Origin of the sequence: Nitrospira sp., from assembly GCA_024760525.1 — a bacterium.
Classification (GTDB): domain Bacteria; phylum Nitrospirota; class Nitrospiria; order Nitrospirales; family Nitrospiraceae; genus Nitrospira_D.
On sequence record CP060500.1, the window covers coordinates 185518 to 207360 of the forward strand.

Below are 21843 nucleotides of genomic sequence, written 5' to 3' on the forward strand. Positions count from 1 at the left end.
TTGACGCGAATGACAAGGACAAATCGGCACACCGGGAGCAGTGGCGGTTGCTACAGTGTCTCCCGCAGGTCGATTACGTGGAGATCGAGTGCCCGGAGATCGTCGGCGTTGATGGCAACATCCGTCGGTATGCAGAGGAAAAGACGATCGCGGGCGCGGCTCATGGCGACGTAGGTGAGGCGTTTCTCCTCATCTGCCGGGGCGGTCGAGGGTTGTGTGATATGCCGGACGCGGGCAGCATCCTCGAAATACACAGCGATGTTGTCCCCCTCGCTCCCTTTCGCCTGGTGAATGGTCCGCACATGACGCACCTCTTCTTGCAAACGAACCGATTCTGAGAGGTGTGCATACGGCGTGGCTTCTGCGAACGTCTTGAACTTCCCGGCCTTTGCAACGGTCAGGGTCACCGCCGGATACGCGGACGTGATGCAGGCTCCGCAGCGGACGTACGCCTCAAGCAGCGTACCGGCGAAAATGGTGGCGAAGTTGGACAGGAATTCCTGCAGCACGGTAACGGCGATTCCCTTCCGATGAACGTCGCTCAGGTCCGTGTCACACTTTAGGGGCTTTCTCACCCGCCCTTTCCGTCCGATGATCCGAGCTGCTTCTCGGTGGGCAAGCGCGTACTGGCCGCGTTTCGCAAGTTCCGTCGCGGCAATGACGTGCTCCATGAATCGGGCACGTGCGTCATCGGCATCGTAGAAGGACTCCCACGGCTCCACGGTTCCGGGCGCGAGGGCCGATCGCACGCGATGGGCATCCTTGTTCTTCCGCGTCAGCACGTGGAGGACGGCATCCGGCGGCAGGTCGGCACGAATGGCCGCGAGACTGCGGTCGACGTCGCCGATGCACACCGTCACGGGTTGCCCGTCGAGTTCGCGGAAGCAATGTTGCCGTAGACCGTCCGACCGCAGGTGGTCGAGAATCGAGATGATGCGGCGCGTGCTGCGGCGGTTGTGACACATTGTCACGTCGAGGTAATCGGGCAGCGAGAACGACAGGAACTGCTGCGGGTGGGCGTCGAGGAAACTGTAGATGGATTGTTCAGCATCACCGATGACGCCGACCACCGTCCCTGCGCCGGCGAGCCACTGTACGACATGGGTCTGGATGGGCAGCGTATCCTGGAATTCGTCGATGAACAGGTAGCGGTAGCGCGCACTCAGGCACTGACAGACGAGTGGGTGCTCTTCGAGGATGCGGTGCGCGAAGTAGAGGATGTCCTCGTGATCGACAATGCCCCGGCTCCAGTATCGGCGTTTGTAGTCGATGAGGTTCGAGCTCGTGCAGATGGCGTTGAGTATCTTTCCCATGCGATCGAGCTTTCGCGGCCCAAGCGTCCAGACGCCGTCCACCGAACGCTGCCACACCAACTGCCCCAGCTTGTCATTGAGAATAGCTCGCTGCTCATCGAAGGTCTGCTGTAGGATCTTGGCCTGCCCAATGCTTCTTAGCCATTCGTCGACGATAGTGTAGGACGGGTGGTGTTCATCGTGACCGTCGAGGGATGCGAACGCAACGAGCGGCTGGTCGTCACCATCCCGCAACAGGTGGAGGTACGGCCGGACGATGTTGCGGTAGAGGAAGCTGTGGATTGTCGAGGCATCCACCTGAGTAGCGGCCGAACCGAGTTGAGTGACAATCTCATGCACAGCGACGTTCGTGTACGAGATGCACGCAATGCGGGACGCGGGAGAGAGCCGCTTGGATCTGGCAACGACCTGCTTGATGTGGTTCACAAGCCAGTACGTCTTACCGGCTCCCGGCCCAGCCATGACACGGAAATGACGTTCGATGTCGGTGAGGAATGTGCCGGAATCGATTTCCAGCTTCTCAGGCATGGGGAGTCTCCGGCGTATCGAACACACAGGTCCAGTGAATGGCGTCTTTGATGTAATCCGGACACGCGAACGGCTTGCGGTCTGCTTCCGGCTTCGAGGCGTTCTCGCGGAGTTGCCGTTCCAGCACAAGGGCATGTTCCCCCTTGGCATCCTCGGCACAGAGCAGGTAGCAGGTCGCGAACCGATGCGTCGCTATGTCTGGACAAGCCGCCAGCGCATCAAGGGTATCGGATCCGTCCCCGGCGAGCAGGGATTGGAGGGGGGCCGGCACCGTTGCCGGAGTCTCCGCCAGGGCGCGAAGAGCCGCCTCATGCTCGCAAGACGGTGTGACGAGGAGGGGGAGTTGTGCGTTCGCCAAGGCCAAGTCGTACTCCAGCGTCTTGCTGCCGACGCAGATCTTGATATTCTCAGGCGATCGGTTTCGCATGGTCTGTAAATTCGTGACGACGCCGGACACGTGGAAGTAGTCGTAGCCGGCGCAGTCTCGGTCCAGAGCGTACGGCCAGCATTTCTGACGCCGCGCGTCCTTGTTCTTGACCTTGCGAGCCGGATCGGCGTCCACCATGCACGCAACGCGGCGACGCAGCGCATAGCGACGGAGAGGTTCGTCTTCCCCCGCGCCGAAGAGCGGCAGAAAGTGCTTGAAGGTCACGCCTCCTACAGCAATAACCGCGACATGGTGGGTTTCTATGGGACGGCTGATACATTGGGAAAGACAGGGAACGAGCAGTTGTTCCGCGATCCCTTCCACGAAGATGATGCCCTTCGCGAACAGCATGTTGGATTTTGTCGCATCCAGGTACCGTTCAACGTAGTTGCGGGACGCTTTGCCTCCGGGACTCTCGCCGAAGACGCGGGCGGGATAGGCGACGTGGACGCCCCCATCGGCTTCGGAGAGGCTGAGGCAGATGATGGATTCAAGCCCCGCGGCAGCCGTGATGTGCGTCGAATGGGTCGTAAGGAATACCTGCCGACTGGTCTTCTCAGGGGAGAGCCGCTTCTGGATGTACTTGAGTAGCTTGTACTGGAGCGACGGATGGAGGTGCGCTTCCGGCTCCTCGATGACGAGCATGGGGAAGAGGACCGCATTCTGGCCCCGCCGGGGCACCGACGTTTCGAACTGCAAACTGGCCAAGAGCAGGGAGATGTACACTAGGTTATTGTATCCGAGCCCGTTGTGGGTAGCGGGGACCGTGAACGCTGCACGTTTGATGTGGAGACGAAGAGCGGCAATGAAGTCGTCTTCGTCGATGGCGTCGCGCATGATGGGGGTTCCGCCGTCAGCCGCTCCCGTGTCCTTGACGAGTTGGAACAATGCGTTCAGATTCATGCGCCCCGTGAGGTTGGTACGGGCTTCCTGCGTCAGGGTGCGGAAATGGCGACGACGTTCGAGAGTCTCGGCTTCGTCGGCATCATGGTCGAGCACCTGTCGCAGCATCGTGCGCAGCAAGGGATTCGTGCCTGCGAACAGTTCGGATTCGACGTCACGGATCGCATCGACGGTGTGGCAGTCGAATTTCGCCAGGGCGTCGGGCTCGGCGACGAGCCGGTTCTCCGGAAGCCCAGCGAAGATGCGGGCGACGTACTTGGGGATGAACTGCTCCAGGACGCGGAAGAATTGGTCGCGGTCGGGTGCCACCCCGCACGCCGCGATAAACGCCGGAACCTCTTCGTCTGGGAGGAAGAACTCGTAGGTGAGCTGCGCTTCCCAGGGGGCGTCCAACTTGGTGAGCCAGGTTGCTACGAGAGCTTTGTCGTCGATGGTATCGGCCGGTGACGATCGTAGGGTTGCGGCGACGGAGATCGCGGGGGCTTTCGTGAAGTCGGCGATGCCCTGGTGGAAATCGGGGAGATCGGGACGCAGTCGGCCGGAGCGGTCAAACACGAGCCGAAGAGCACATAGAAGGGCTGTCTTGCCCGCATTGTTCTCCCCAAGGATCACGTTGATCCCCGGTTGGAATTCGATCGTCGTTTTGCAGAAGCAGCGGAGATTGGTGATGGCGAGTTTGGCGATATACATATGTATCCTGCATTGAACGAGGGACTATAACTAGTTGCGGCACTACGTCAGGAGCGATTTATCTGGCTTCTCGCCTGGGTAGTCCCGCGCAAGTAAACATAACCCGTCAGGAAGTCCGAATTTACGGCTTTGCCGCAATAGGCGGAACAGACAGACCTACAGTGGTAATGCTTGTCAATTCGTTGTTCTCCGGCCTTGTTTGTGCCGAAATATGTTTATACCGAGCTGTATAAGAACCGGATTTGCCAATTTTACCCATATAACACGCCACTACTTTGCGTGAAGAATACGCCGTGCTCGTTGTCGTTTCAACGAGTTGCGCCGGTGAGACCATGGATTACGGGCTCTTATGCGGATCGGCGTAAGCCCCCCTCTGATAGCGGTCAGTCGTGTACGTCTGATTAGGGTCGAGACTTGCCGGTCACCGAGCATGTGTTCTGACACTACCTGTCCGATCAAATCCAAATTTTTACACCTCATCACGCCCCTCACTCGCCCCCCCATCTGTCTCTCCAAGACCCGCCCGAGCCATACTACCCCCACAGCCTCCGAGCCAAACCCAGCGCCGCGCCGACTAGGCCTCGCTTCGCTCCGCCTCCTATGACAGGCATCGTCCCGTCTGCAAGGCAGGCCCATCAATCAGGCGCTCGATGCGAGCGCAGGCTCAATGTTCAGTGATAACTGATAGACAGGCCATAAGGAGGCTGCTATGCCGGAGACATTCCAGCGTGGGGTGTCCGTTCCCGCATCCTTGCACGACCTGATTCACTCACTCCGTAACGCCATTCGCGATGAACTCCACTGCCGACAAAGTACCAACCAAGGACGCCCCCTGAGCGTCCCTCTCCTCGACGGCCGGGTCCAAGGCCGATACGGCCGGCACCAACGCGTGACTTTCCGAACCACCACGTTTCCCCTCAGTGGCGCCTTGGATGACACCCAAGGCGAACTGATTATCGACGGGCAACCCCATCCCTGCGTGATCCTCGGCCTGTCGGTCGATCAACTCACCTTATCCTTGATCGCTGATCTTCAACCGGAGATTCCTCAAGCCCGACTCACTATCGATCGCATTCGTCTGTTGCTGGCTCTCGATAAGCGACTGGCAGCCATTCAAGCCCACCCACAGGACTATCTCACCGAACTCGCCTTGAAGTGTTTTACCCCGTCCTCGCGCCCCACCCCCCTGGCCGATCGACTCGATATTGCCCCAGACCCATCCCTCAACCCGGAACAATTCACCGCCCTGGTCCGCGCGCTCACACATGACTTTCTCTATCTCTGGGGACCTCCCGGGACAGGGAAAACCCAGGTGATCGGCGCTGTCACACGCCTGGCCATGGAGCGTGGCGACCGCGTCTTGATTTGTTCCAACACCAATACCGCCGTAGACGAAGCTCTTGAGGCCGTGCTCCGAAGCACGCCCACAACGTCACCAGGTCAAATTGTCCGCTATGGACTGGCCGCCGACGATGCCCCTGCGCCATTACATGCCGTCACGATGGAACACCTCGCGGCTCAGGAGACCGCCGCATTGGCGCACACCTTGGCTCAGCTCCAACAACAGGCTGCCCCGATTCAAGAAGAAACAGCACGACTCGAATCCCTCCGACAGCTCCATGACGACCTTACCGCATCCGAAGAACATGCTCAGACTCTTCACGCCCAACTCGCGGCACTCCAGCATGACATCACCACCCTCCGCCAGACACAGGACGACAGTCACGCCGCGGTTACACGATATACCGACGAACTCCACCAATATTGGACTGCCTCCCGGTGGCGACGGCTCTTTCTCCGACGTCAAAGCACCATTCAAGCCGATCTCTTTGATGCCCAACTCATCGAATCCGACTGTGCCGAAGATCTCCTCCAATTGACGGCCCAATTGGACACCCTCCAACAACGCATCACCGACACCCTCGAAGCCAAACGATTCCTTGCCCAACGCTTGACGTCCCAACTCGGTACCCGTTCCATCGCCGATCTGCCTCAGTTACTGGCCTCCCACCAAGCTCAGGCCATCCGCCTCCATCAGGACATCACCGAACTCCAACATCAAATCGCCACCGTCGAGCGAAGAATCCTCCAACACTGTACGGTGCTTGCCACCACGATCACGCGCACCTACACCGCCCCAGTCCTTGAACACGAACGGTTTGATCTCGTCATCATCGACGAGGGCTCAACGGCCACGCCCCCAGCCCTCTTTGCCTCGCTCTGCCTCGCCCGCCGGCAAGTGTTGATCGTCGGCGATTTCTTTCAACTGTCCCCGATCGCAGAATCTCAGACCCTCACTGCCAAACAATGGCTGGCCACCGACATCTACGGCTTGACAGGCATCAAGAACGACAACGACCCACGAGTCGCCGCGTTAACCACGCAATATCGGATGCACCCCGACATCGCCACCCTGGCTGCCAAGCTGTATCAACGGGCCGGGCTGTCTTATCGCACTGATCGTCACATTCGTACCGCCCGGCAAACGATCGTCGAGCAATCCCCGGCGCCGGGAAAAGCCTTAGTCTTCGTCGATACCAGTGATGCGCAACCCTGGGTCGATAAGGACCATAAAGGATCGCCTTCCAACCACTACCATGCCACCGTGGCCGTAGCCCTGGCGCAGCAAGCCCTCCGTCTTCCATCCAGTACACAGCCGACGGTCAGCATCATTGCCCCGTACCGCAACCAGGTCCGACAGCTTCAGGATCTCATCAGTCAAGCCGACCTCAGCGATCGTGTACACGTCGGCACGATTCACAGTGTACAAGGGCAACAGAGTGACATCGTGATCTTTGATACCACCGTCACAGGGAATCTGACGAAAACCATGCTCGGCCGGTGTGAATCGGACCGTTCTCCCTCCAAACTCATCAACGTCGCGTTCACCCGTGCCAAAAGCAAACTCATCATCATTGGCCATCGGCCCTCCATCACCACACTGAGCAACCACCCCGATAGTTTGCTGTGGGAAGCCTTACAGACCACCGACCTCCAAGGGGGCGTCATGTTGTCACACGGTATTCTGCACCCTGTTCCCGTCGCCTCAGGATGGTCTACCCCACCGGAGCCACGGCCAACGCCCATCACGCCAGGACCTGTCCGCTCACGCGGAAACCGCCTCTACCTCATCCGGCGTAATCCGGGATCCGCGTAAGGACATCAAGGTCACACCTCACTCACCAGTCGGCGAACGTAATAGATGAACATGACCAAGGAATTCCTCGCACTGCTCACTCAAGATCCCCAGGCAGCCCAACGCCAGATCATGGAGGATCCCTCGTCCTCCTACTGGATAAAACAGGCCATCGTCGATCTCTGTCGTCGAGACCCCCTGGATGTCCTCTATGAAATGGACCTCCTCTTGAACCTTTTCGAAGCCATTAACGATCGACTCCTTGGGTTTACCCCCCACCCTCAGTCCCGTATCAGGCAGATCGTCACCGCCCCCGACAGCCAGCCTGACTCCGAGGAGCTCTTCGACCAATATCCCGGCGAAATCGAAATCGGTGGCATCCTCGATCGTCTGTTCCTGCCCGAATTCCTCACCACCCTCCAAGGCGCGTCGGTCTGTCTCGGTTGGAACTCTGACCTCTTTGCGCCCGATTCAGAGCAGCAACTCCTGCAAGCACTGGATCGCTCTCATCACTTGCACTTCTACAACAGTCTTGCACTGGAGGGGGAGTTTGATCTGCTCGAAACCTGGCTGGTCCAACATCAATTGCCATTCCGTCGTACGTCCAAAGGGTCCACCCTCTACCAAGCTGAACGCGTCGAATTCCGAAGAGGTCTCACCACACCTCAGTGCATGACGATCGATGGAAGCGGACAAGACCTGATTGCGCGCGACGAACTCCGAGCCGTCTATCGCTATCTCAAAGAAGGGCGACCGGACGATGCCACTGTACGGCTTGAACAAGTCATGGGCGTGTCCCTTCAACCGTTACCGCCATTCCAGATCGCCAACACCGTCCCTTGCGAACCCGGCACGATGATGCATCTCACCTCATAGCCTCTGACCGAATCCAGGCGGCGGCTGCATGCCGCCGCAGCTCGCTGTGTGAGCGCCTCGTCGATCACGACACCATAGGAGCTCCTTCATGCGTCGATCACAACCTCCCTCACGGTGGACCACCATCTCCACACAACCCATCGGACCGTCCGACAAGCACGAACGCTGGGAGATGGATCGCGGCGCCATCCCGGGCGAACCCCTGTGTTCGCTCGACATTCCCTGTAACGCCTATCAATATGCCTCCGCGACCATCACAGCGCTGGACGACACCGGATCAGACGACACCCGGTATCTTGCGACCGTCCACACTCCACGACCGGGCCTATCCCCTGATCTCCATACCTGTGAGTTTGAGACACTGGTAGCCGCTCAAGCCTGGGCTGAAGCCCACGCCGCCGTACCGGTACATCCGCTCCCCATCACCATTCAATGCGAAGAAGCGATTCGCCGACACTATCGGCCCCAGCTCGGCGAAGTTCTGATCTCAATTCGAGAACCTGGCACCCCACCTCTCGTGCCGGCCTACACCTTTCACGCCATCTTTCATCTCGCAGCGTGGGATATTCCCTATCGTATTCGTGATGCACACAGAGATTTACACCCGCTCAGACACGAGGAGGCAAAGGCCCTTCTGGACTTTATCCTGCAACAGCGCAATGCCATGACCAAACTCACTATCCACTGCCATGTGGGTGTCAGTAGGAGTCCGGCAGTGGCCATCGCTTTGGCTGAATGGCTCGACACCACCCCTCACATCTATGGCCTCATCAGCGCCTACCCACTCTTCAACCGTCAGCTCTACCGCACCCTCTGTCAGGTCGCCATGAATCACGGGCTCATACCGAGCTGAGCCTCATCACCCTAGAACGTAATAGCTAACCATCGGAACCGGCCACGAGAGGAATCTATGCATATGTCACTGACCTTTGCCGAGCGTCAGGCCGCTGAAGCCGCCTACCAAGGACGCCCGCTCGATCCACTCTGGCCCGGCTACGCCCAGCAGATCTATCACGGTATTTGGCAAGCCAAACACGGCATGGAATCTATCCCATCCTTCCCCAATTTCACCGACACATCCACACCACCCAGCACCCATTTTTCACAAGCCAGCGCCTTCGCCCATAAACCACTCCAGGTCTGGTTGATCACGTGCGCCGACCACGCCCGCATCCTACTCATCGTCCCTCATCATGCCGACACCAACTTTGCCCTCCACTTGGCGAAAACTGTTGCTCACGGCCAACCGTTTGTCATGCAACCCATTCAGCATGGGCATTTCCATATCCAATGGCCCGCCGGTACCACATTCCCAACGCTCTATAGCCACGACATCCGAGTGATGGACCAGAACGGTATGGTTCAAATCCCCAGTCGCTTGCCCCATCGTCCACCCAACACGACTGACACCGCGAAATTACCCAATCCGTAATACGCATTGGAGGCACTGTATGGAGCTCGGCAATCTCATCTTTGGACATAGCCGTGGCCAGTTCCCAGTTCCACGTGATGCGGGATGGGAGGAATGTTTTCGAGAACTCTTAGAAGCCATCGATGGTCCTGACTGTGACGGATATGGCACGGAATTCATCTGTGATGTCTTTGAAATCCATCGCTACCACTGGGGGGATTGTCCGTGTGGCTTTCAACAAGCTGAAGACACGTGGCTCGACACGCATCATCATACCGACAGCTGTTACCAACATCGGTTTACGGACGAGGTGACACACCACTCAGCCATCGCACTCCACCCCACGCCGGCAGGGCATCCCATCAGTTCTCCTGAACCCGCCGTCTCAGAGGCAACGACCGCTCATTGTACCTGCGGCTACGATGAGGCCTACGCCCAATGGGCGCACACCCATCACCATCTATCCACCTGTCCGATCGTCCGCCCGAATTTTCAGTATGCGCCAAGCCAGTTTTCCCTGATGTGGTACAAATATCCGTTTCGCGACGCGTACATGTCCCACCCCCTGGCCTTGGATGAATTTCGTTCCCTCATCCACACCTGTATCCAGTGGATTCAGCAACACCAGTCGGTAGGCCTCACCACGGCATCGAACGGATGACCGACCCACGAAGGAGCACGACATCATGGCCAGAATCCTCATTGTTGACGACATGGAATCCATCCGGAAAATCCTCAGCACTGCCCTCGCGTCCGAAGGTCACGACATCACCACGGCCGCCAATGGCGCCGACGCCCTGGTGAAGATCCTTGATGCCCCGTACGATATTGTGCTCACTGACATGGAGATGCCCGTCATCGATGGTCCACAACTGATCGCCGAACTCCAGCAGATCCGGCCGGCCACTGCCATCGTCGGCATGACCGGCGGACTCGCTCCGGATGTACTCGAGCTGGAACAACGCCGTCTGGGTATTGCCGCGTTACTCGCCAAGCCCCCAGATCTCGGCCACCTCCGCGCCACAATCCAAAATGTTGCCCCCAACCCCGCTCTGTCACGCTCGGCGGCGTAACAGGACCTCACGGGCATCAACCAGCTCATAGACTGGAGACTTCCCCCATGAGCGAACGAGGATTTAGCCTAATCATCCGTCCCAACCCCTTAGCTGCTTTCCAAAAGAATGGCCAATTCCTCGTGTCACAAGGCCACGGATGGGCTCGGCAAGACCTCCGCGGCACGATGGATCTTGGACCACGTGCCGCTCGGGAATGGTTGCAGGAGAACATCCTCGAATTTCAGCCCACCAAGAAGCACGCCTGATCCGCATCCCATTCCTTGCATTCAACGACGGCAGGAGCTGAATCGTGAACAAGAAGCAATGGGAGCACCTTGCCACCATACTCTCCGATGTGGCCAATCTGGCCTTGGTAGGACTAGCCCTCAATCAAGTCCTCTCCAACGCCCCATTTCACCCGTGGATCTTCGCCGAAGGCCTCCTCGGTTGTTGCGCACTCCATGCAGGCGCGTTATACTCGTTGAAAAGGTGACCCCATGCCGGCACTCGCCATTTCTCAACTCGATAGCTTCATCGCACTGAACAGTTTCTTTGCCGTCGGTGCCATTCTCTTCGTCGGCGCCTTGCTCTACGACCGGTTTACCCGCCGTCATCGTCAGACCCGACCACACTAATCGTTCACCCAAGGCACCATAGGCCTGTTTCACAGGCAGGGTTCGTTCTCCATCGATCGTAGTAGATTGAAGGAGGACATCCTATGCCCACGCTCAGATTGGCCATTACTGGCCATCGCCCACAGAAACTCGGCGGATTCAATCCCAACAATCCCATTCTTCAACGCATCGCCGACCATTTAACCCGTACGCTCACAGCCCTCAAATCCCGCGGATTAGACGTCCTCGGCCTGACCGGAATGGCTCTTGGTGTCGATCAAGCCTTCGCCGAGGCCTGTCTCACCACTCAGACTCCCTTTGTGGCCTATATTCCGTTTCCCGGCCAGGCCAGCCGATGGCCGAAACAGAGCCAAACCCGCTATGAGGAACTCCTCCGCCTCGCGATGGACCGCCTGATCGTCTGTCACACAGCCAAAACCGACGCGGAAGTTCGAGAAGCCCTGATGGCCCGGAACAGTCGGCTGGTCACTGATGCTCATGCTGCGATCGCAGTATGGGATGGTTCGGCCGGCGGGACGGCCGACGTCGCTCGCTGGATCGACCACCTTGCCCATCACCACGCCGGCCAATTGATCGCCCCCTGAAACGACAAGGCCACGCCGGGTATGCCGGGCCAGAATGCCGATGGTACGTCCATTAGGGGCGGGAAAGCATTTCCTATGAGAGACCGCACTCCAAACCTCACATCACATACCTTCGACGCTCTCCAGATGAATGAGGCTACGCTCATTGCCGAGATCGCCACACATCACCAACGCACCAACCAACTCCGCCAACATATCCACGCCCTATCTCAGGATCAGCTCGCTACTCTCATCCCCCACGGACCCTATTGCTACTCCGTACTCGGTCCACTGCCCCCACCGCAGATCGGGCATCACATCCAGCCCTGTCCATTCTTAATGGGGACACGCCCCGAAACGACCTGTTTCTTCAACCCGGATCCACTCTACGCCATCGACACGTCATACAATCCCGACGCCTGTAAAAGATGTGGAATCAACGACGTCGATGAAATGATCGACACCTCTCAGGATGAGGCCTGATTGGCTCCCTCTAAGCGACCCTGCACGCAGGGTAGCCACTTCCCTCAGCGATCAGCACGTAATAAGACGGAGGAGGGACTATGACTCGACTGCGGCGTGCGCAAATCCGACCAGGAGCGATAGGGATCGATACCACGGTCAAGAGCGCGCAGGGCATCTGGCGGGCCTTTGCCCCGCGCTGGGATATGGTGCTGGGATACAAAAACGGCACGCTGAATTGGCAAGACTACTGCGCACACTACGCGCAGATTCTCGCCCGCGTGCCCATGCAGGTGTGGGATGAGTTAGCCCGGGCTGAGGAACAGACAGTGCTGTGTTATTGCAGGGCCGATTGGAACTGCCACACCCACGAATTGATCCAATTCGCGGTGCAGCAGTTCCCAGACCGATTTATAGATGGGCGGAGCGACTCTAGTCGCCCGCAGGTGATGTCATGCGCCAACCTGTCAACCAAGGAATCCCCATGACACTGGTGCACGAGATCACCGGCGACCTCTGGACGTTCCACACGCAAGGTGAATGGATCGCTATCACCACAAACGGGGTCATCAAAGCTAACGGGGAAGCCGTCATGGGTGCCGGCCTTGCCAAAGCCGCTGCCCAACGGTACCCGGATCTTCCACGCGTTCTTGGCCAAGCGCTCCGTCACTCCGGCAACCACCCATATGCCTTTCTCTCCACACGCATCATTACCTTTCCCACCAAACGCCACTGGCAACATCCAGCCGATCTCGAACTCATCATCGCCAGCATGAAGTCGGTCGCCCACCTGATCGAGCAACACAACATGTCACGGGTGTACCTCCCACGGGTCGGTTGTGGCCTGGGGCAACTGTCCTGGCGGGATGTCCGCACGGCGATCGCTCCGTACGTCACATCACGCTGTGTCTTTGTGACCTCACTCTTGGAGACACCATGAACGTCTTCTCGCTCGGTAGTTGGCCGACCCTCCGTGATTCCCTTAACATTCCAGCCATCCCTGCTGTTTTGCTCCAGGACACATGGAAGCGCTCGCCTTTGAAGCCCCAGTAGGCGCACTCCTCCGGTAACCCAATCCCTTCTTCTTCGAAAAGAGCGGCATCGACCCACTTCGTGGGTAGTGAACTTTGTCTATGACATCTTCCATCACGAAGGGAGAACCTATGACCGCATCCGACATTGCCACTTCGCTGATCCCCGCCCTACGCGGACAAGGATTCAACGCCGTCCGTCACCCTGAACCCACACCAAACGGCTACGGACATAAGATCACGCTATTCGAGCAGGCTGGTCCCGCCCTCGGCACTCTCGTCATCTATGCCGGCAAGAACGGCCCTCGCTATACGACTAACGAACTTCGGAACCTCACCCCCCAGATCCAAGCTCGTCTCGCTCAAGCCTGGACGGACAGTGGATTACTTCTCACAAATGCCACGACGCCTCACCATTCCAGCTCAGTTCCTACGCCCGTATCTCCACCCAATACGGTCGAGCTCTGGGTCGATGGCGCCTGCCTGCAACACCCAGACGGTCTCAAATTCGGCTGGGCCTGCGTGATCCGAGAAAATGAGAATGAAGTGTATCGCCACAGCAGTAGTCAGATCCCCGCCCATGCAGCCGACCACAGAAACGTTGCTGCGGAACTACAAGCGGTCCTCCATGGACTCGAAGAATGCCGGCGCCGTGGCTATCACACCATCACCGTCTACTATGACTACACCGGAATCGAAGCATGGGCCACAGGACAATGGCGGGCCAATACACCAGCTACTCAAGCCTATGCCGCATATACCCACACCTATTCGTCAACCATCAAGTGGCACAAAGTGACGGCACATTCCGGCGTCCTCATGAATGACCTCGTAGACTCGTTAGCAACTGCTGCCGCTCGTTCTGCACCACTCGTCTGGAAAACATTTCCAACTCAATGAGCCCTCAGGAGAGAACGATGGCCACCACCTCTGTCTCTCCTGTTTACGTGGCATTGGGCTCCTCCTCACCAGAAAGAATATCCATGTCACTGTCTAGCGCTCCGCTCAATGTCGACACAGCACTCCCATTTCATGCGCCCAGTAATGAGGAACTCTCCCGTGCAATCGCCCGAATCATTCCAGCAGAGCAATGGCGTGCCGTCATGGAAGGGCATCCGTACACCGAGCTTGAAATCAATGACGAATTTCTTGGATTCATGACGACCTATTGGCACTTGGCGCAACTCATACCCACGCATTGGACAGTTGTCGACCTGGGCTGCGGCTACAATCCCCAGGCATGGCTGTTCCATCTCACGGGGCATCACCGCTTTATCAGCGTCGATTCCTTTCCCAACATCGTCCGCTTTCACACCCCAACCTCCACGCACTACACCATGACGATCGGAGACTTCATCACCCAACACGGCCACACGCTCAATCTCAAAGAAACGTTTGCCATCTGTTCCTACTGCCCGATGTGGGGCGAAGGCTCTACGGCACAACTCCGCGCGTTCTTTCCAAACCTGTACGTGTACTACCCACATCAGACATCACGGCCGGTCACGCTCCCACGCCTGCATCATCAAGTCGACTGACCGCCGATTCGATTCCACTCACTGTACGGAGGAGTATCTATGCGTCTGCCTCTTGTCTGGCTCCTGACCTGTTACTTCATAATCTGGGGCCTCTCTCCAAGCTCCGCTGCCACGCAGGACCCCTTAACCCTCTCAACCACACCTACAGCCTGGACGCATTGTCTCCACCAGCACGCTCAAGAACTGGATCTTCACCCGGCACTTCTCCGCGCCCTCATCTATGCAGAGAGTCGCAATCACCCGTTCGCGATCGGATGGACCGATGAGACAGGATCCCGGCACAGTCAATTTCCACCGACTGAACAAGCTGCACATCGGCTCATGCAGACCCTGAAACAGCGTGGTCAACAGTTTGATGCAGGTCTTGGGCAAATCTCCTCGACCAATCATGGAACCATTGCTGACATACTCGGCATTCAACCGGAGCAACTCTTCGAACCGTGCCGTAATCTCACCGCGGCCAGCCATATTCTGCATGAACAAATCCTCCGTCATGGAAAAACATGGCAAGCTCTTGCTGGCTATAACGGGTCGGTCGGAAGCACGAAGTATATTGCGATTGTCCATGGACATCTTTGTCGACAAACTCCCGACCTCTGCCGTAATTCAAGCCTTCTGTGGTCTCTGCCCTCGCCTGATACGCCCTTACTGTCTGCCACTGCCTTTGAGGCCTCGATTTACGAGAATACGTCCGATGATGCCGGCCCAGATCTGTCCTTCGCAGACCTGACGCCATCACGCATCCCACATCGAGCAGCCACGCTCTCCAACCCGGACCCGATCAATGACATCGTCCATATCGGACACACACTCCCCAGTCCGTCCACGATGATGACGCTCGGAGTCCAGATCCTCCTCCCCTTGCTGTTCCTGATCTCGCTCCTCATCGTATGCACGTATGTCATTCGCACGATACTCTGGTCCTATCAGCTCGTTCGTGACAGTGTCCGGGCCCTCCACCGTCCATCTCCGCTTGCCCTTCGTCGAACATCGTCGGACTACGAACGAGGACGATCCCCGCTCTCAGTCCACCGATCGCAGCATCAGGACGAATCACTCCAGAGACCCGCTGCGCGGGTAGCCTGACAGCTTCATGATCCTGTCGTTGAAAGGAGTGTGCATGAGGCGTCAACCCATTCAGTGTGACACCCCGTTGAGTCTGGCCATCGCCCTTCTCGGCAGCGCTCGTTCGTCCATGATCCACGGAACTCTTGGCGCCTATTCCGCATCCCGTCAAACGATCCACTTTACCAATCTCAACTCCGGAGACATTGCGGACATCGTGATCGCCCGAGCGGCCACGGCCGCTAGTTCATGCACCTTGACGATTCTTTCGGTGACCACGCCACGCATGAGGCGTCGGATCACCACCATTGTGCGAGCCTTCGTGCGCGAGACACAGGCTCCACTCAATATTGATCTCGCGTTACAGGCCGCGTAAGTCACGACCTGTGTTCATCACTGACTCATCACGAGTCACTTTAGGAGGTGTCCCATGTCAGAAGAATCATCCAGCAACCCGCAGTCCAGCTCGAAACCCTGGAACGACAAGAACCAGTTTGTGTGCCGGGCCAGAATCGGGAACAAGCCCGAGATACGGAGCACACGAAAGAAGCCCGTGGTCAGCTGCACGTTGTACATCAAGAGTGAGTACGACGATGACAAGGGCAAACGCGTCACCAAGACGACTCGTGTCCCGCTCACGATGTTCGGAGACAAGGCGATGACGTTCGCCAATGAAGTCAACAAGGGTGATTACGTCGAAGTTGAAGGCCGGCTCCAGGAGAATGCCTGGGAAAGCACCGAAGGTCAGAAACGGACCCGCTTGGAGCTGATCGCGTCCAAGTATCAGGTGGTTCAGCGGAAGGGCGAACAACGCCAGGCCGCGTAACATCTGTCGGCTACGGGGGGCCGTCACGCTCCTCGTAGCCTCCGTTCTCACACGATCGCTGTACCAGGATGATCTCCTGGCCCCCTGAGACGGCAGGTAATATCGAGAATACCGTCCACCCTCTGGTACGCAGGGACGATCGCGTACCACTCACTGAATCGATCACCCAGCTCAACACCGACGAAAGGTAGGCTTAGAAGCAGCCATCCTCTAAGGAGTCGGGCCGATTCGGCGCTGCTGGCTGGTCATTGTAATGGCCAGTGCCCCTGACCAGAACGATCTCACCATGTATGAGCAGGGAAAGAGGAGCGGGGCTGATGATGGAAGCGACTGTGTCGCTGACTGTCACCGAACGAGATCGATCACGCCGTTTAGCGTCACAGCACATCATTGGCGTTGAGCGTTTTTCAGATCTGCAACTCTACCCATTCTCTAACCATTCCTTGAGGAGGTGTTGATGACGTCCTATCCTGCTCTCATCATCCCGGCGATCGGTTTGGGCGCTGTGTTGGTTGTGATCATGACCGTCGTGCTGGTCCCTTGGCTCCAACGGTCCAGAGATCTCCGCACTCGACAGCGGCCGCTCAACCTGGATTTGTCCGCTGCCTCTCATCCCATCAGAGAAAATTACCGACGTCCGACCTCCTCTGCCCGTTAACTCAGCTTCACATAACTCCCCACGTCCCGTTGCCGCACCACCTTATCCCGTGAGAGGCCCGCTCTGCGGGCAGGATGCGTGTGGGGGCAGTCTCACACGTCACAGCCTCGGAGGTTCATCATGCACCTACTATTCATCCTAGCCTTGCTGCTGATTATCAGCCAACCCGTCTTAGCTGAACCGAGCGAGCCATCACATCTCATCCACAGCGACAAGGCGACGACTCCCGTCATTGTCCTGCAAGCAAAAGGATGGTCGATAGGATACTCGGCTCAGGAATCCCTCTCCTGTGATCTCGCCACGACACGAGCCAAACGGCAATTGGCTAATGCCATTGCGTTTGCCAAAGCCGAACAGTTTGTGACAGCCCAGGACTTGATGCTGGCCACGCTACGACCAGCGCAACGCATTTGGGAAAATGGGCAGTGTGTGATTTATCTGGAACTCTCCGTCCCGATTCAACAGAAGCCCCTGTTTTTCCGTGTCGAGCATCATCCCAATTAACGTTCTGGCCAGCCGCGGTTGATCTCGCGGCTTCCTCGATGAGAGTTCAGGCGGCTAGCTGTTGTCGAACAGACCTGAACAGTGATGACCGGAGGGAGGGCAGGCTAGGTGTGCCCCGGCCTCAACACCGGGTTACTGGTGTGAAGGGGAGCCTGCCCTCATCGAGGACCCATTCACTCGGATCGTGTGAGATCATCATGCGTCACTCCCGGAAGCCCACCCCCAATCACAGCCATGCCCGGAAACAACGACGTGGGCGCCGACGTACCGGGATTCTTTGGGAGTACACCGGTGATGGCCAATACCCACTCGATCGAATCAAAGGCCTGACCAAGCGCTATTGGCGGCGATGGAGTCGACGCGCCACTCGCCACCACCTTCAGCAATCTCTTGCCCACTCCTAATCAGGCTCGCGTTGCTCGCAGGGTACGTCGCCAGTGACACTTCATACTCTAATCCATCATGTCTTGGAGGATGCCCCATGCAACGATTCCATATGTCAGCCCACGCACAGGCCAAGCTCCGTGAGTTGTCCCATCACTCGCTCGATGATTTGGCCAAACGCCGATCTGTCCAGCGTGAACGTATCGCCGTACGTGACGCAGAATCCCGAGCCGCCTTACGAACCGCCCTGCAGCAGACATCAGTCCACAGGCTGGCTTAGCTCAACTCCTAGAGCCATCGCCTTGTAAGCGATCGATGACCGTTCAAGTCGGTCAGTCAGCTCCACACCGTCTTGGAAGGATGGCCGCTCCGCCCTCGCATGCTGCGAGGACTCCGCGGCCGGATCACACGCCCGACACCACATATGTCGATTGAAGGGGGCGCCGACTCAGCACCGTCTTCAGAGATTGGAGGAGGTGACTCCTAGCTGGGCCGCCGTTTGCGACGGGCACTCCGCAACAGATCGGGCCTCAGACACACTCTGGCGCCTGATCTGCCCTCGCAATTTGGCATCAGTCGAAATCTTGGTGGTTACTCGCCTGGCTGATGTGATCACCGACGTAGAGGGAGACGCCGCTTCACCCACACGATGCGTGGGTTCGCGGCGGGACTCAAAGCAGTAGCGCCTTCATCAGACTGTCTGATGTCAGATAATGCCGTGCTTCTGAGATTATGAGGAGGATGGTCGTTAGCGTGGATGCCTCTATCGTCGCTGGATCGTTCACCAGTCCGTGACAGAGTGGCGGCTTCGTGCTCACTCTGTTCGCACTTCGCCGCCAGAAGGGACTCGCTGGATAAATCGAAATGGCCAAGGCCCTACCAACACTCCTTCCATTCCCAATTCTGCCTTCCACGATTCCACTTTTGTTCCATCTCGTGAGATTGGACCATAGAACACCATCTCCTCCCCTTCAGATTCATACCGATGTCCAATCTCAAACCGTCGCCCATCACACACCCCGACCCCCATCACCTGCGTCAACAAGGCTGGCCGTAAATGCAGTTTACCTGCCTCCTCTTCCGGCAGCACACCCGACACAATGACCCCAACTGCCACTCCACCCAGTCGCTGAGCTTCTTGTATATAATGCTCCAATAACCCCGTCCACTTTTCTCTCTGGACAGTCAGGGTTTCACAATTTTCCCCCAGAAAGAGAATAACCTCGACTTCACGACCCTGACCAACCAACACTCCCCCTTCGCCAGACACACACATCGCAATTTGCCGTTGATGTTGGACACGGGCTCGGTAACACACGGCCGACCATCGATGTTCGACATTCATACATCCACTCCTACTCGACAACTTCTTACCAGTTACCCAGGCAACCGCATACCTGCCACTTCCGTCTGAATCCGCATCAGGATTCCCGCCACCGCACAGACCAATCCCAGTCCCATCAGGAGCTGGTCTAACCGTCCATAGACCGGATATCGACCCAACACCCATCGGACTTTCGACGGCCACCACAAGAACACTCCCCCACTTAATCCATCTAACACCACATGCGTGCCAACCCCCACCAAGATTGCCACAATCATCATCGGTGCCATCTCACAGACTAACCCAACCACCCCAGCCAGGGGAATTAACATCAATGAGTGACTGAGCGTCCGATGTCCCACGAGGTACTTAATCCACCACGACAGAAACCAGAACCGTTGTCCGATCACTGACCAAGGTTCATCAATATCCGGCGCTAATCCAGCCAATGCAGCCGTGAGAGTCAGAAGGGGATCGCCCTGGAAGAGGAGGGCGGACAGACCCGCTGGCACCATGGCATGGGTACGGCCTGACATCTCAGCAGTCCTCCATCATGTCGGCTAACTCTGCTCGTTCGTGTCGTTTCTGTATGCGCCGCTTCACGATTTGCGCCCGTTTCCACACGTAATTATATTTCTCATCCGGAATCCGTTTATAATGCGCGACTTCGTTGGCCGCTCGTCGTGGACTCGCGGCCGGTTCCCGTTGGAAGATATGCTCCAAGGCGGCGTCGATCTTCTGCACATGCCACTGCGGATTCACCAGGCTGATCACGGTCGTTTCCACCCACGGCAGTAGGCTCGGCATCGTGGTCTGGATCTTCGCCAGCAACGCCTGCACCTCCTTCTGATACTCGATCTTCTGTAACGTCGCTAAACTAGGTGGTGTCACACCCGCCGTATGCAGGTGTTCTTCCGTCCGACCGGCTGCATACCGATCTGCCGCCAGTCCCTGATCCAGACTCGGTTCAGCCGTCACGGGCTGAGTATCCATACCCACTACCTCCGTTCTGTAGTAGTGATGTTTTCTATCAAGTAATCTTTATTGATTATGGTTCGACATCACGGCGACAGCCCAACCCCACTCATGCCCAGAAACCCTCTCGCCCGACGACCTATTCACCTATTACGCTCCCCAGGGCGCCAATCTTCGCACCCGACCAGCTCCCCCAATCTGTCCCCCAGCCTTCAGAACGCGGAATGACAAGAATCCCTAGCTATAGCGCGGACTTCCACAATGGCTCAGGGGAGGAGTGCACCACTTTTCGCACCACTCTACGAGCGAATCCCCGCATGAATAGCGGGGATATAGCCAGTCACTCCATGCCAGAACGGCTCAATGAGGAAGAATCTGCATCCAGCAGATCGGGACACACGGGGAGCCTCTTGATGCCGAAGACGTAATAGGGTGGTAGCAGTCAGCAGACACACACCACGAAGGAGGAAAGTATGGGAGTGAAAAAATCGTCACGACGTCGGGAGCCACGATCCACGGACGGCTCCTCGAAACCACGGGGCCCGGTCGTCGGGATTGACCTCGGGTACGGATTTACCAAAATCGTGCGGGAGGATGGCCAACGGTTGATGTTCCCCTCGGTGGCAGCCGCCGTGGCCCCCACCATCATGATGCAACTCCATCCGATGCAAGACAGCGATGAAGTGCTGGTGGACGACATCCGGTATATCGTCGGCGAACGGGCGATCGGGCACGCCGAACGGTTCTCCAACCTGCACAATATGTGGTGGACGCTCCCCCACTATCGGGCCCTCATCGCGCAGGCCAAGAAATTCATCCCGGACGGCGCCTGCATCGTGACCGGCTTGCCGTTGGATAAATACATGGCCCAACAAGGCATGGGGCATGTCGCGCAGACGATTAAGAGCGGGCTCCGCGCGCAGCATGTGACGGTGATCCCACAAGGCGTCGGCGCCTACTTTAGCGAACCGACGTTGGAGCACCCACGCAATAAGGTCGCGCTCGTCGATATCGGCACGTGGACCACGGAATTCGTGGCCATGACCGGCCAGGATCTCATCAGCCAAGCCTCGGTCGGCATCCGGCTCGGCATCAACGACATCTTTGCCACCGTGGCGACCGAACTGCAGGCGAAACTCAGCCGCCCCGTCGATCCACACGAAGTTGAGCGGGCCCATCGCGGCGAAGAGGAATTACGCACCCAAGGCCGACCCGTCGCGCACGATTACATCACCGATCGCGTTACCCAGCTCGCTAAGGAGTCCGCCGGCCAGGTCCTGGCGAAAATGACCGACTTGTGGGGGCCACATGCCGCCGCCTATGAAGCGGTGATCCTCTGTGGGGGTGGCGCGAAACTCCTCTACCCCTTTCTCAAGGGGTTCCGAGAAGGCATCCTCGTCGTCTCCGATGCCCAATTTGCCAATGCGCGCGGCTATCTCAATGTGGGACTGCGAATCTACGGGCCCCCGCCCCAACTCGCCTACGTAGACCACGTGCCTGCAAAGCCGGCGCTCGATCCGGATGAAGCCATGGTCTAAG

At 57.8% G+C, this 21843-nt stretch carries 28 protein-coding genes and 1 tRNA gene; 23 read left to right on the forward strand and 6 right to left on the reverse strand.

What is annotated here, in order from left to right; genetic code table 11:
* Window positions 1-50: 50 nt before the first annotated feature.
* Together H8K04_20670 and H8K04_20675 are read right to left on the reverse strand one after the other, a co-directional pair.
* Complete coding sequence (locus H8K04_20670) at window positions 51-1841, reverse strand: ATP-dependent helicase (protein ID UVT18094.1); 1791 nt, start codon at window positions 1839-1841, stop codon at window positions 51-53.
* Entirely contained in the window at window positions 1834-3861 is a 2028-nt protein-coding gene (locus H8K04_20675; protein ID UVT18095.1) for an AAA family ATPase, read from the reverse strand. The genes H8K04_20670 and H8K04_20675 overlap by 8 nt, the downstream gene beginning before the upstream one ends.
* 709 nt (window positions 3862-4570) lie before the next feature.
* Between H8K04_20675 and H8K04_20680 the strand changes: the two genes are divergently transcribed.
* From H8K04_20680 to H8K04_20775, 20 genes are all read left to right on the forward strand, one after another.
* Window positions 4571-7018: an AAA family ATPase gene (locus tag H8K04_20680; GenBank protein ID UVT18096.1), complete on the forward strand. Its 2448-nt coding sequence runs from the start codon at window positions 4571-4573 to the stop codon at window positions 7016-7018.
* 51 nt (window positions 7019-7069) lie between these two features.
* Entirely contained in the window at window positions 7070-7873 is an 804-nt protein-coding gene (locus tag H8K04_20685; protein ID UVT18097.1) for a hypothetical protein, read from the forward strand.
* Window positions 7874-7961: 88 nt separating this feature from the next.
* The gene (locus H8K04_20690) at window positions 7962-8726 is read left to right on the forward strand and encodes a hypothetical protein (GenBank protein UVT18098.1); all 765 of its coding nucleotides are present in this window, start codon (window positions 7962-7964) and stop codon (window positions 8724-8726) included.
* A 57-nt stretch (window positions 8727-8783) separates the two neighbouring features.
* A complete protein-coding gene (locus H8K04_20695; protein UVT18099.1) occupies window positions 8784-9305 on the forward strand; it encodes a hypothetical protein in 522 nt (173 codons plus the stop codon).
* A gap of 19 nt (window positions 9306-9324) precedes the next feature.
* Window positions 9325-9945: a hypothetical protein gene (locus tag H8K04_20700; protein ID UVT18100.1), complete on the forward strand. Its 621-nt coding sequence runs from the start codon at window positions 9325-9327 to the stop codon at window positions 9943-9945.
* Window positions 9946-9970: 25 nt separating this feature from the next.
* Entirely contained in the window at window positions 9971-10357 is a 387-nt protein-coding gene (locus H8K04_20705; GenBank protein ID UVT18101.1) for a response regulator, read from the forward strand.
* 47 nt (window positions 10358-10404) lie between these two features.
* Entirely contained in the window at window positions 10405-10605 is a 201-nt protein-coding gene (locus H8K04_20710; GenBank protein ID UVT18102.1) for a hypothetical protein, read from the forward strand.
* Between the two features lie 44 nt (window positions 10606-10649).
* Window positions 10650-10832: a hypothetical protein gene (locus H8K04_20715; GenBank protein ID UVT18103.1), complete on the forward strand. Its 183-nt coding sequence runs from the start codon at window positions 10650-10652 to the stop codon at window positions 10830-10832.
* 4 nt (window positions 10833-10836) lie between these two features.
* Window positions 10837-10974, forward strand: coding sequence for a hypothetical protein (locus H8K04_20720; protein ID UVT18104.1), 138 nt, complete (start codon window positions 10837-10839; stop codon window positions 10972-10974).
* 83 nt (window positions 10975-11057) lie between these two features.
* Window positions 11058-11558, forward strand: a complete 501-nt coding sequence (locus H8K04_20725) for a DUF1273 family protein (GenBank protein ID UVT18105.1) — start codon at window positions 11058-11060, stop codon at window positions 11556-11558.
* A 75-nt stretch (window positions 11559-11633) separates the two neighbouring features.
* The gene (locus H8K04_20730; protein ID UVT18106.1) at window positions 11634-12020 is read left to right on the forward strand and encodes a hypothetical protein; all 387 of its coding nucleotides are present in this window, start codon (window positions 11634-11636) and stop codon (window positions 12018-12020) included.
* Between the two features lie 80 nt (window positions 12021-12100).
* A complete protein-coding gene (locus H8K04_20735; protein ID UVT18107.1) occupies window positions 12101-12487 on the forward strand; it encodes a hypothetical protein in 387 nt (128 codons plus the stop codon).
* Window positions 12484-12939: a macro domain-containing protein gene (locus tag H8K04_20740; protein ID UVT18108.1), complete on the forward strand. Its 456-nt coding sequence runs from the start codon at window positions 12484-12486 to the stop codon at window positions 12937-12939. Before H8K04_20735 ends, H8K04_20740 begins: the two co-directional genes overlap by 4 nt.
* 223 nt (window positions 12940-13162) lie before the next feature.
* Window positions 13163-13930, forward strand: coding sequence for a reverse transcriptase-like protein (locus tag H8K04_20745; protein UVT18109.1), 768 nt, complete (start codon window positions 13163-13165; stop codon window positions 13928-13930).
* Window positions 13931-14013: 83 nt separating this feature from the next.
* Window positions 14014-14568, forward strand: a complete 555-nt coding sequence (locus H8K04_20750) for a hypothetical protein (protein ID UVT18110.1) — start codon at window positions 14014-14016, stop codon at window positions 14566-14568.
* Window positions 14569-14607: 39 nt separating this feature from the next.
* Window positions 14608-15654 carry a transglycosylase SLT domain-containing protein gene (locus H8K04_20755; protein UVT18111.1) on the forward strand — a complete coding sequence of 349 codons (1047 nt, stop codon included), beginning with the start codon at window positions 14608-14610 and terminating at the stop codon, window positions 15652-15654.
* Window positions 15655-15688: 34 nt separating this feature from the next.
* The gene (locus tag H8K04_20760) at window positions 15689-16009 is read left to right on the forward strand and encodes a hypothetical protein (GenBank protein UVT18112.1); all 321 of its coding nucleotides are present in this window, start codon (window positions 15689-15691) and stop codon (window positions 16007-16009) included.
* 54 nt (window positions 16010-16063) lie between these two features.
* Entirely contained in the window at window positions 16064-16459 is a 396-nt protein-coding gene (locus H8K04_20765; GenBank protein ID UVT18113.1) for a single-stranded DNA-binding protein, read from the forward strand.
* 457 nt (window positions 16460-16916) lie between these two features.
* Window positions 16917-17117, forward strand: coding sequence for a hypothetical protein (locus H8K04_20770; protein ID UVT18114.1), 201 nt, complete (start codon window positions 16917-16919; stop codon window positions 17115-17117).
* 120 nt (window positions 17118-17237) lie between these two features.
* Window positions 17238-17621, forward strand: coding sequence for a hypothetical protein (locus H8K04_20775; protein UVT18115.1), 384 nt, complete (start codon window positions 17238-17240; stop codon window positions 17619-17621).
* A 173-nt stretch (window positions 17622-17794) separates the two neighbouring features.
* Here H8K04_20775 and H8K04_20780 read toward each other — a convergent pair whose 3' ends face one another.
* The gene (locus H8K04_20780; protein ID UVT18116.1) at window positions 17795-18019 is read right to left on the reverse strand and encodes a hypothetical protein; all 225 of its coding nucleotides are present in this window, start codon (window positions 18017-18019) and stop codon (window positions 17795-17797) included.
* Window positions 18020-18102: 83 nt separating this feature from the next.
* On the opposite strand from H8K04_20780, the gene H8K04_20785 reads away from it, so the two are divergent.
* A complete protein-coding gene (locus tag H8K04_20785) occupies window positions 18103-18285 on the forward strand; it encodes a hypothetical protein (GenBank protein ID UVT18117.1) in 183 nt (60 codons plus the stop codon).
* Window positions 18276-18350 (forward strand) — tRNA-Thr (locus tag H8K04_20790). The genes H8K04_20785 and H8K04_20790 overlap by 10 nt, the downstream gene beginning before the upstream one ends.
* Before the next feature lie 469 nt (window positions 18351-18819).
* On the opposite strand, the gene H8K04_20795 is transcribed toward H8K04_20790, so the two are convergent.
* Genes H8K04_20795 through H8K04_20805 form a run of 3 tightly spaced genes read right to left on the reverse strand, consistent with a single transcriptional unit; the run spans window position 18820 to window position 20322 of the window.
* Entirely contained in the window at window positions 18820-19350 is a 531-nt protein-coding gene (locus H8K04_20795) for a hypothetical protein (protein UVT18118.1), read from the reverse strand.
* A gap of 32 nt (window positions 19351-19382) precedes the next feature.
* Window positions 19383-19865: a metal-dependent hydrolase gene (locus tag H8K04_20800; protein ID UVT18119.1), complete on the reverse strand. Its 483-nt coding sequence runs from the start codon at window positions 19863-19865 to the stop codon at window positions 19383-19385.
* 1 nt (window position 19866) lies between these two features.
* Window positions 19867-20322 (reverse strand): hypothetical protein, encoded by a 456-nt coding sequence (locus H8K04_20805; GenBank protein UVT18120.1) that lies wholly within the window; start codon window positions 20320-20322, stop codon window positions 19867-19869.
* A gap of 455 nt (window positions 20323-20777) precedes the next feature.
* Between H8K04_20805 and H8K04_20810 the strand changes: the two genes are divergently transcribed.
* Window positions 20778-21842 carry a ParM/StbA family protein gene (locus H8K04_20810; GenBank protein ID UVT18121.1) on the forward strand — a complete coding sequence of 355 codons (1065 nt, stop codon included), beginning with the start codon at window positions 20778-20780 and terminating at the stop codon, window positions 21840-21842.
* Window position 21843 lies beyond the last annotated feature (1 nt).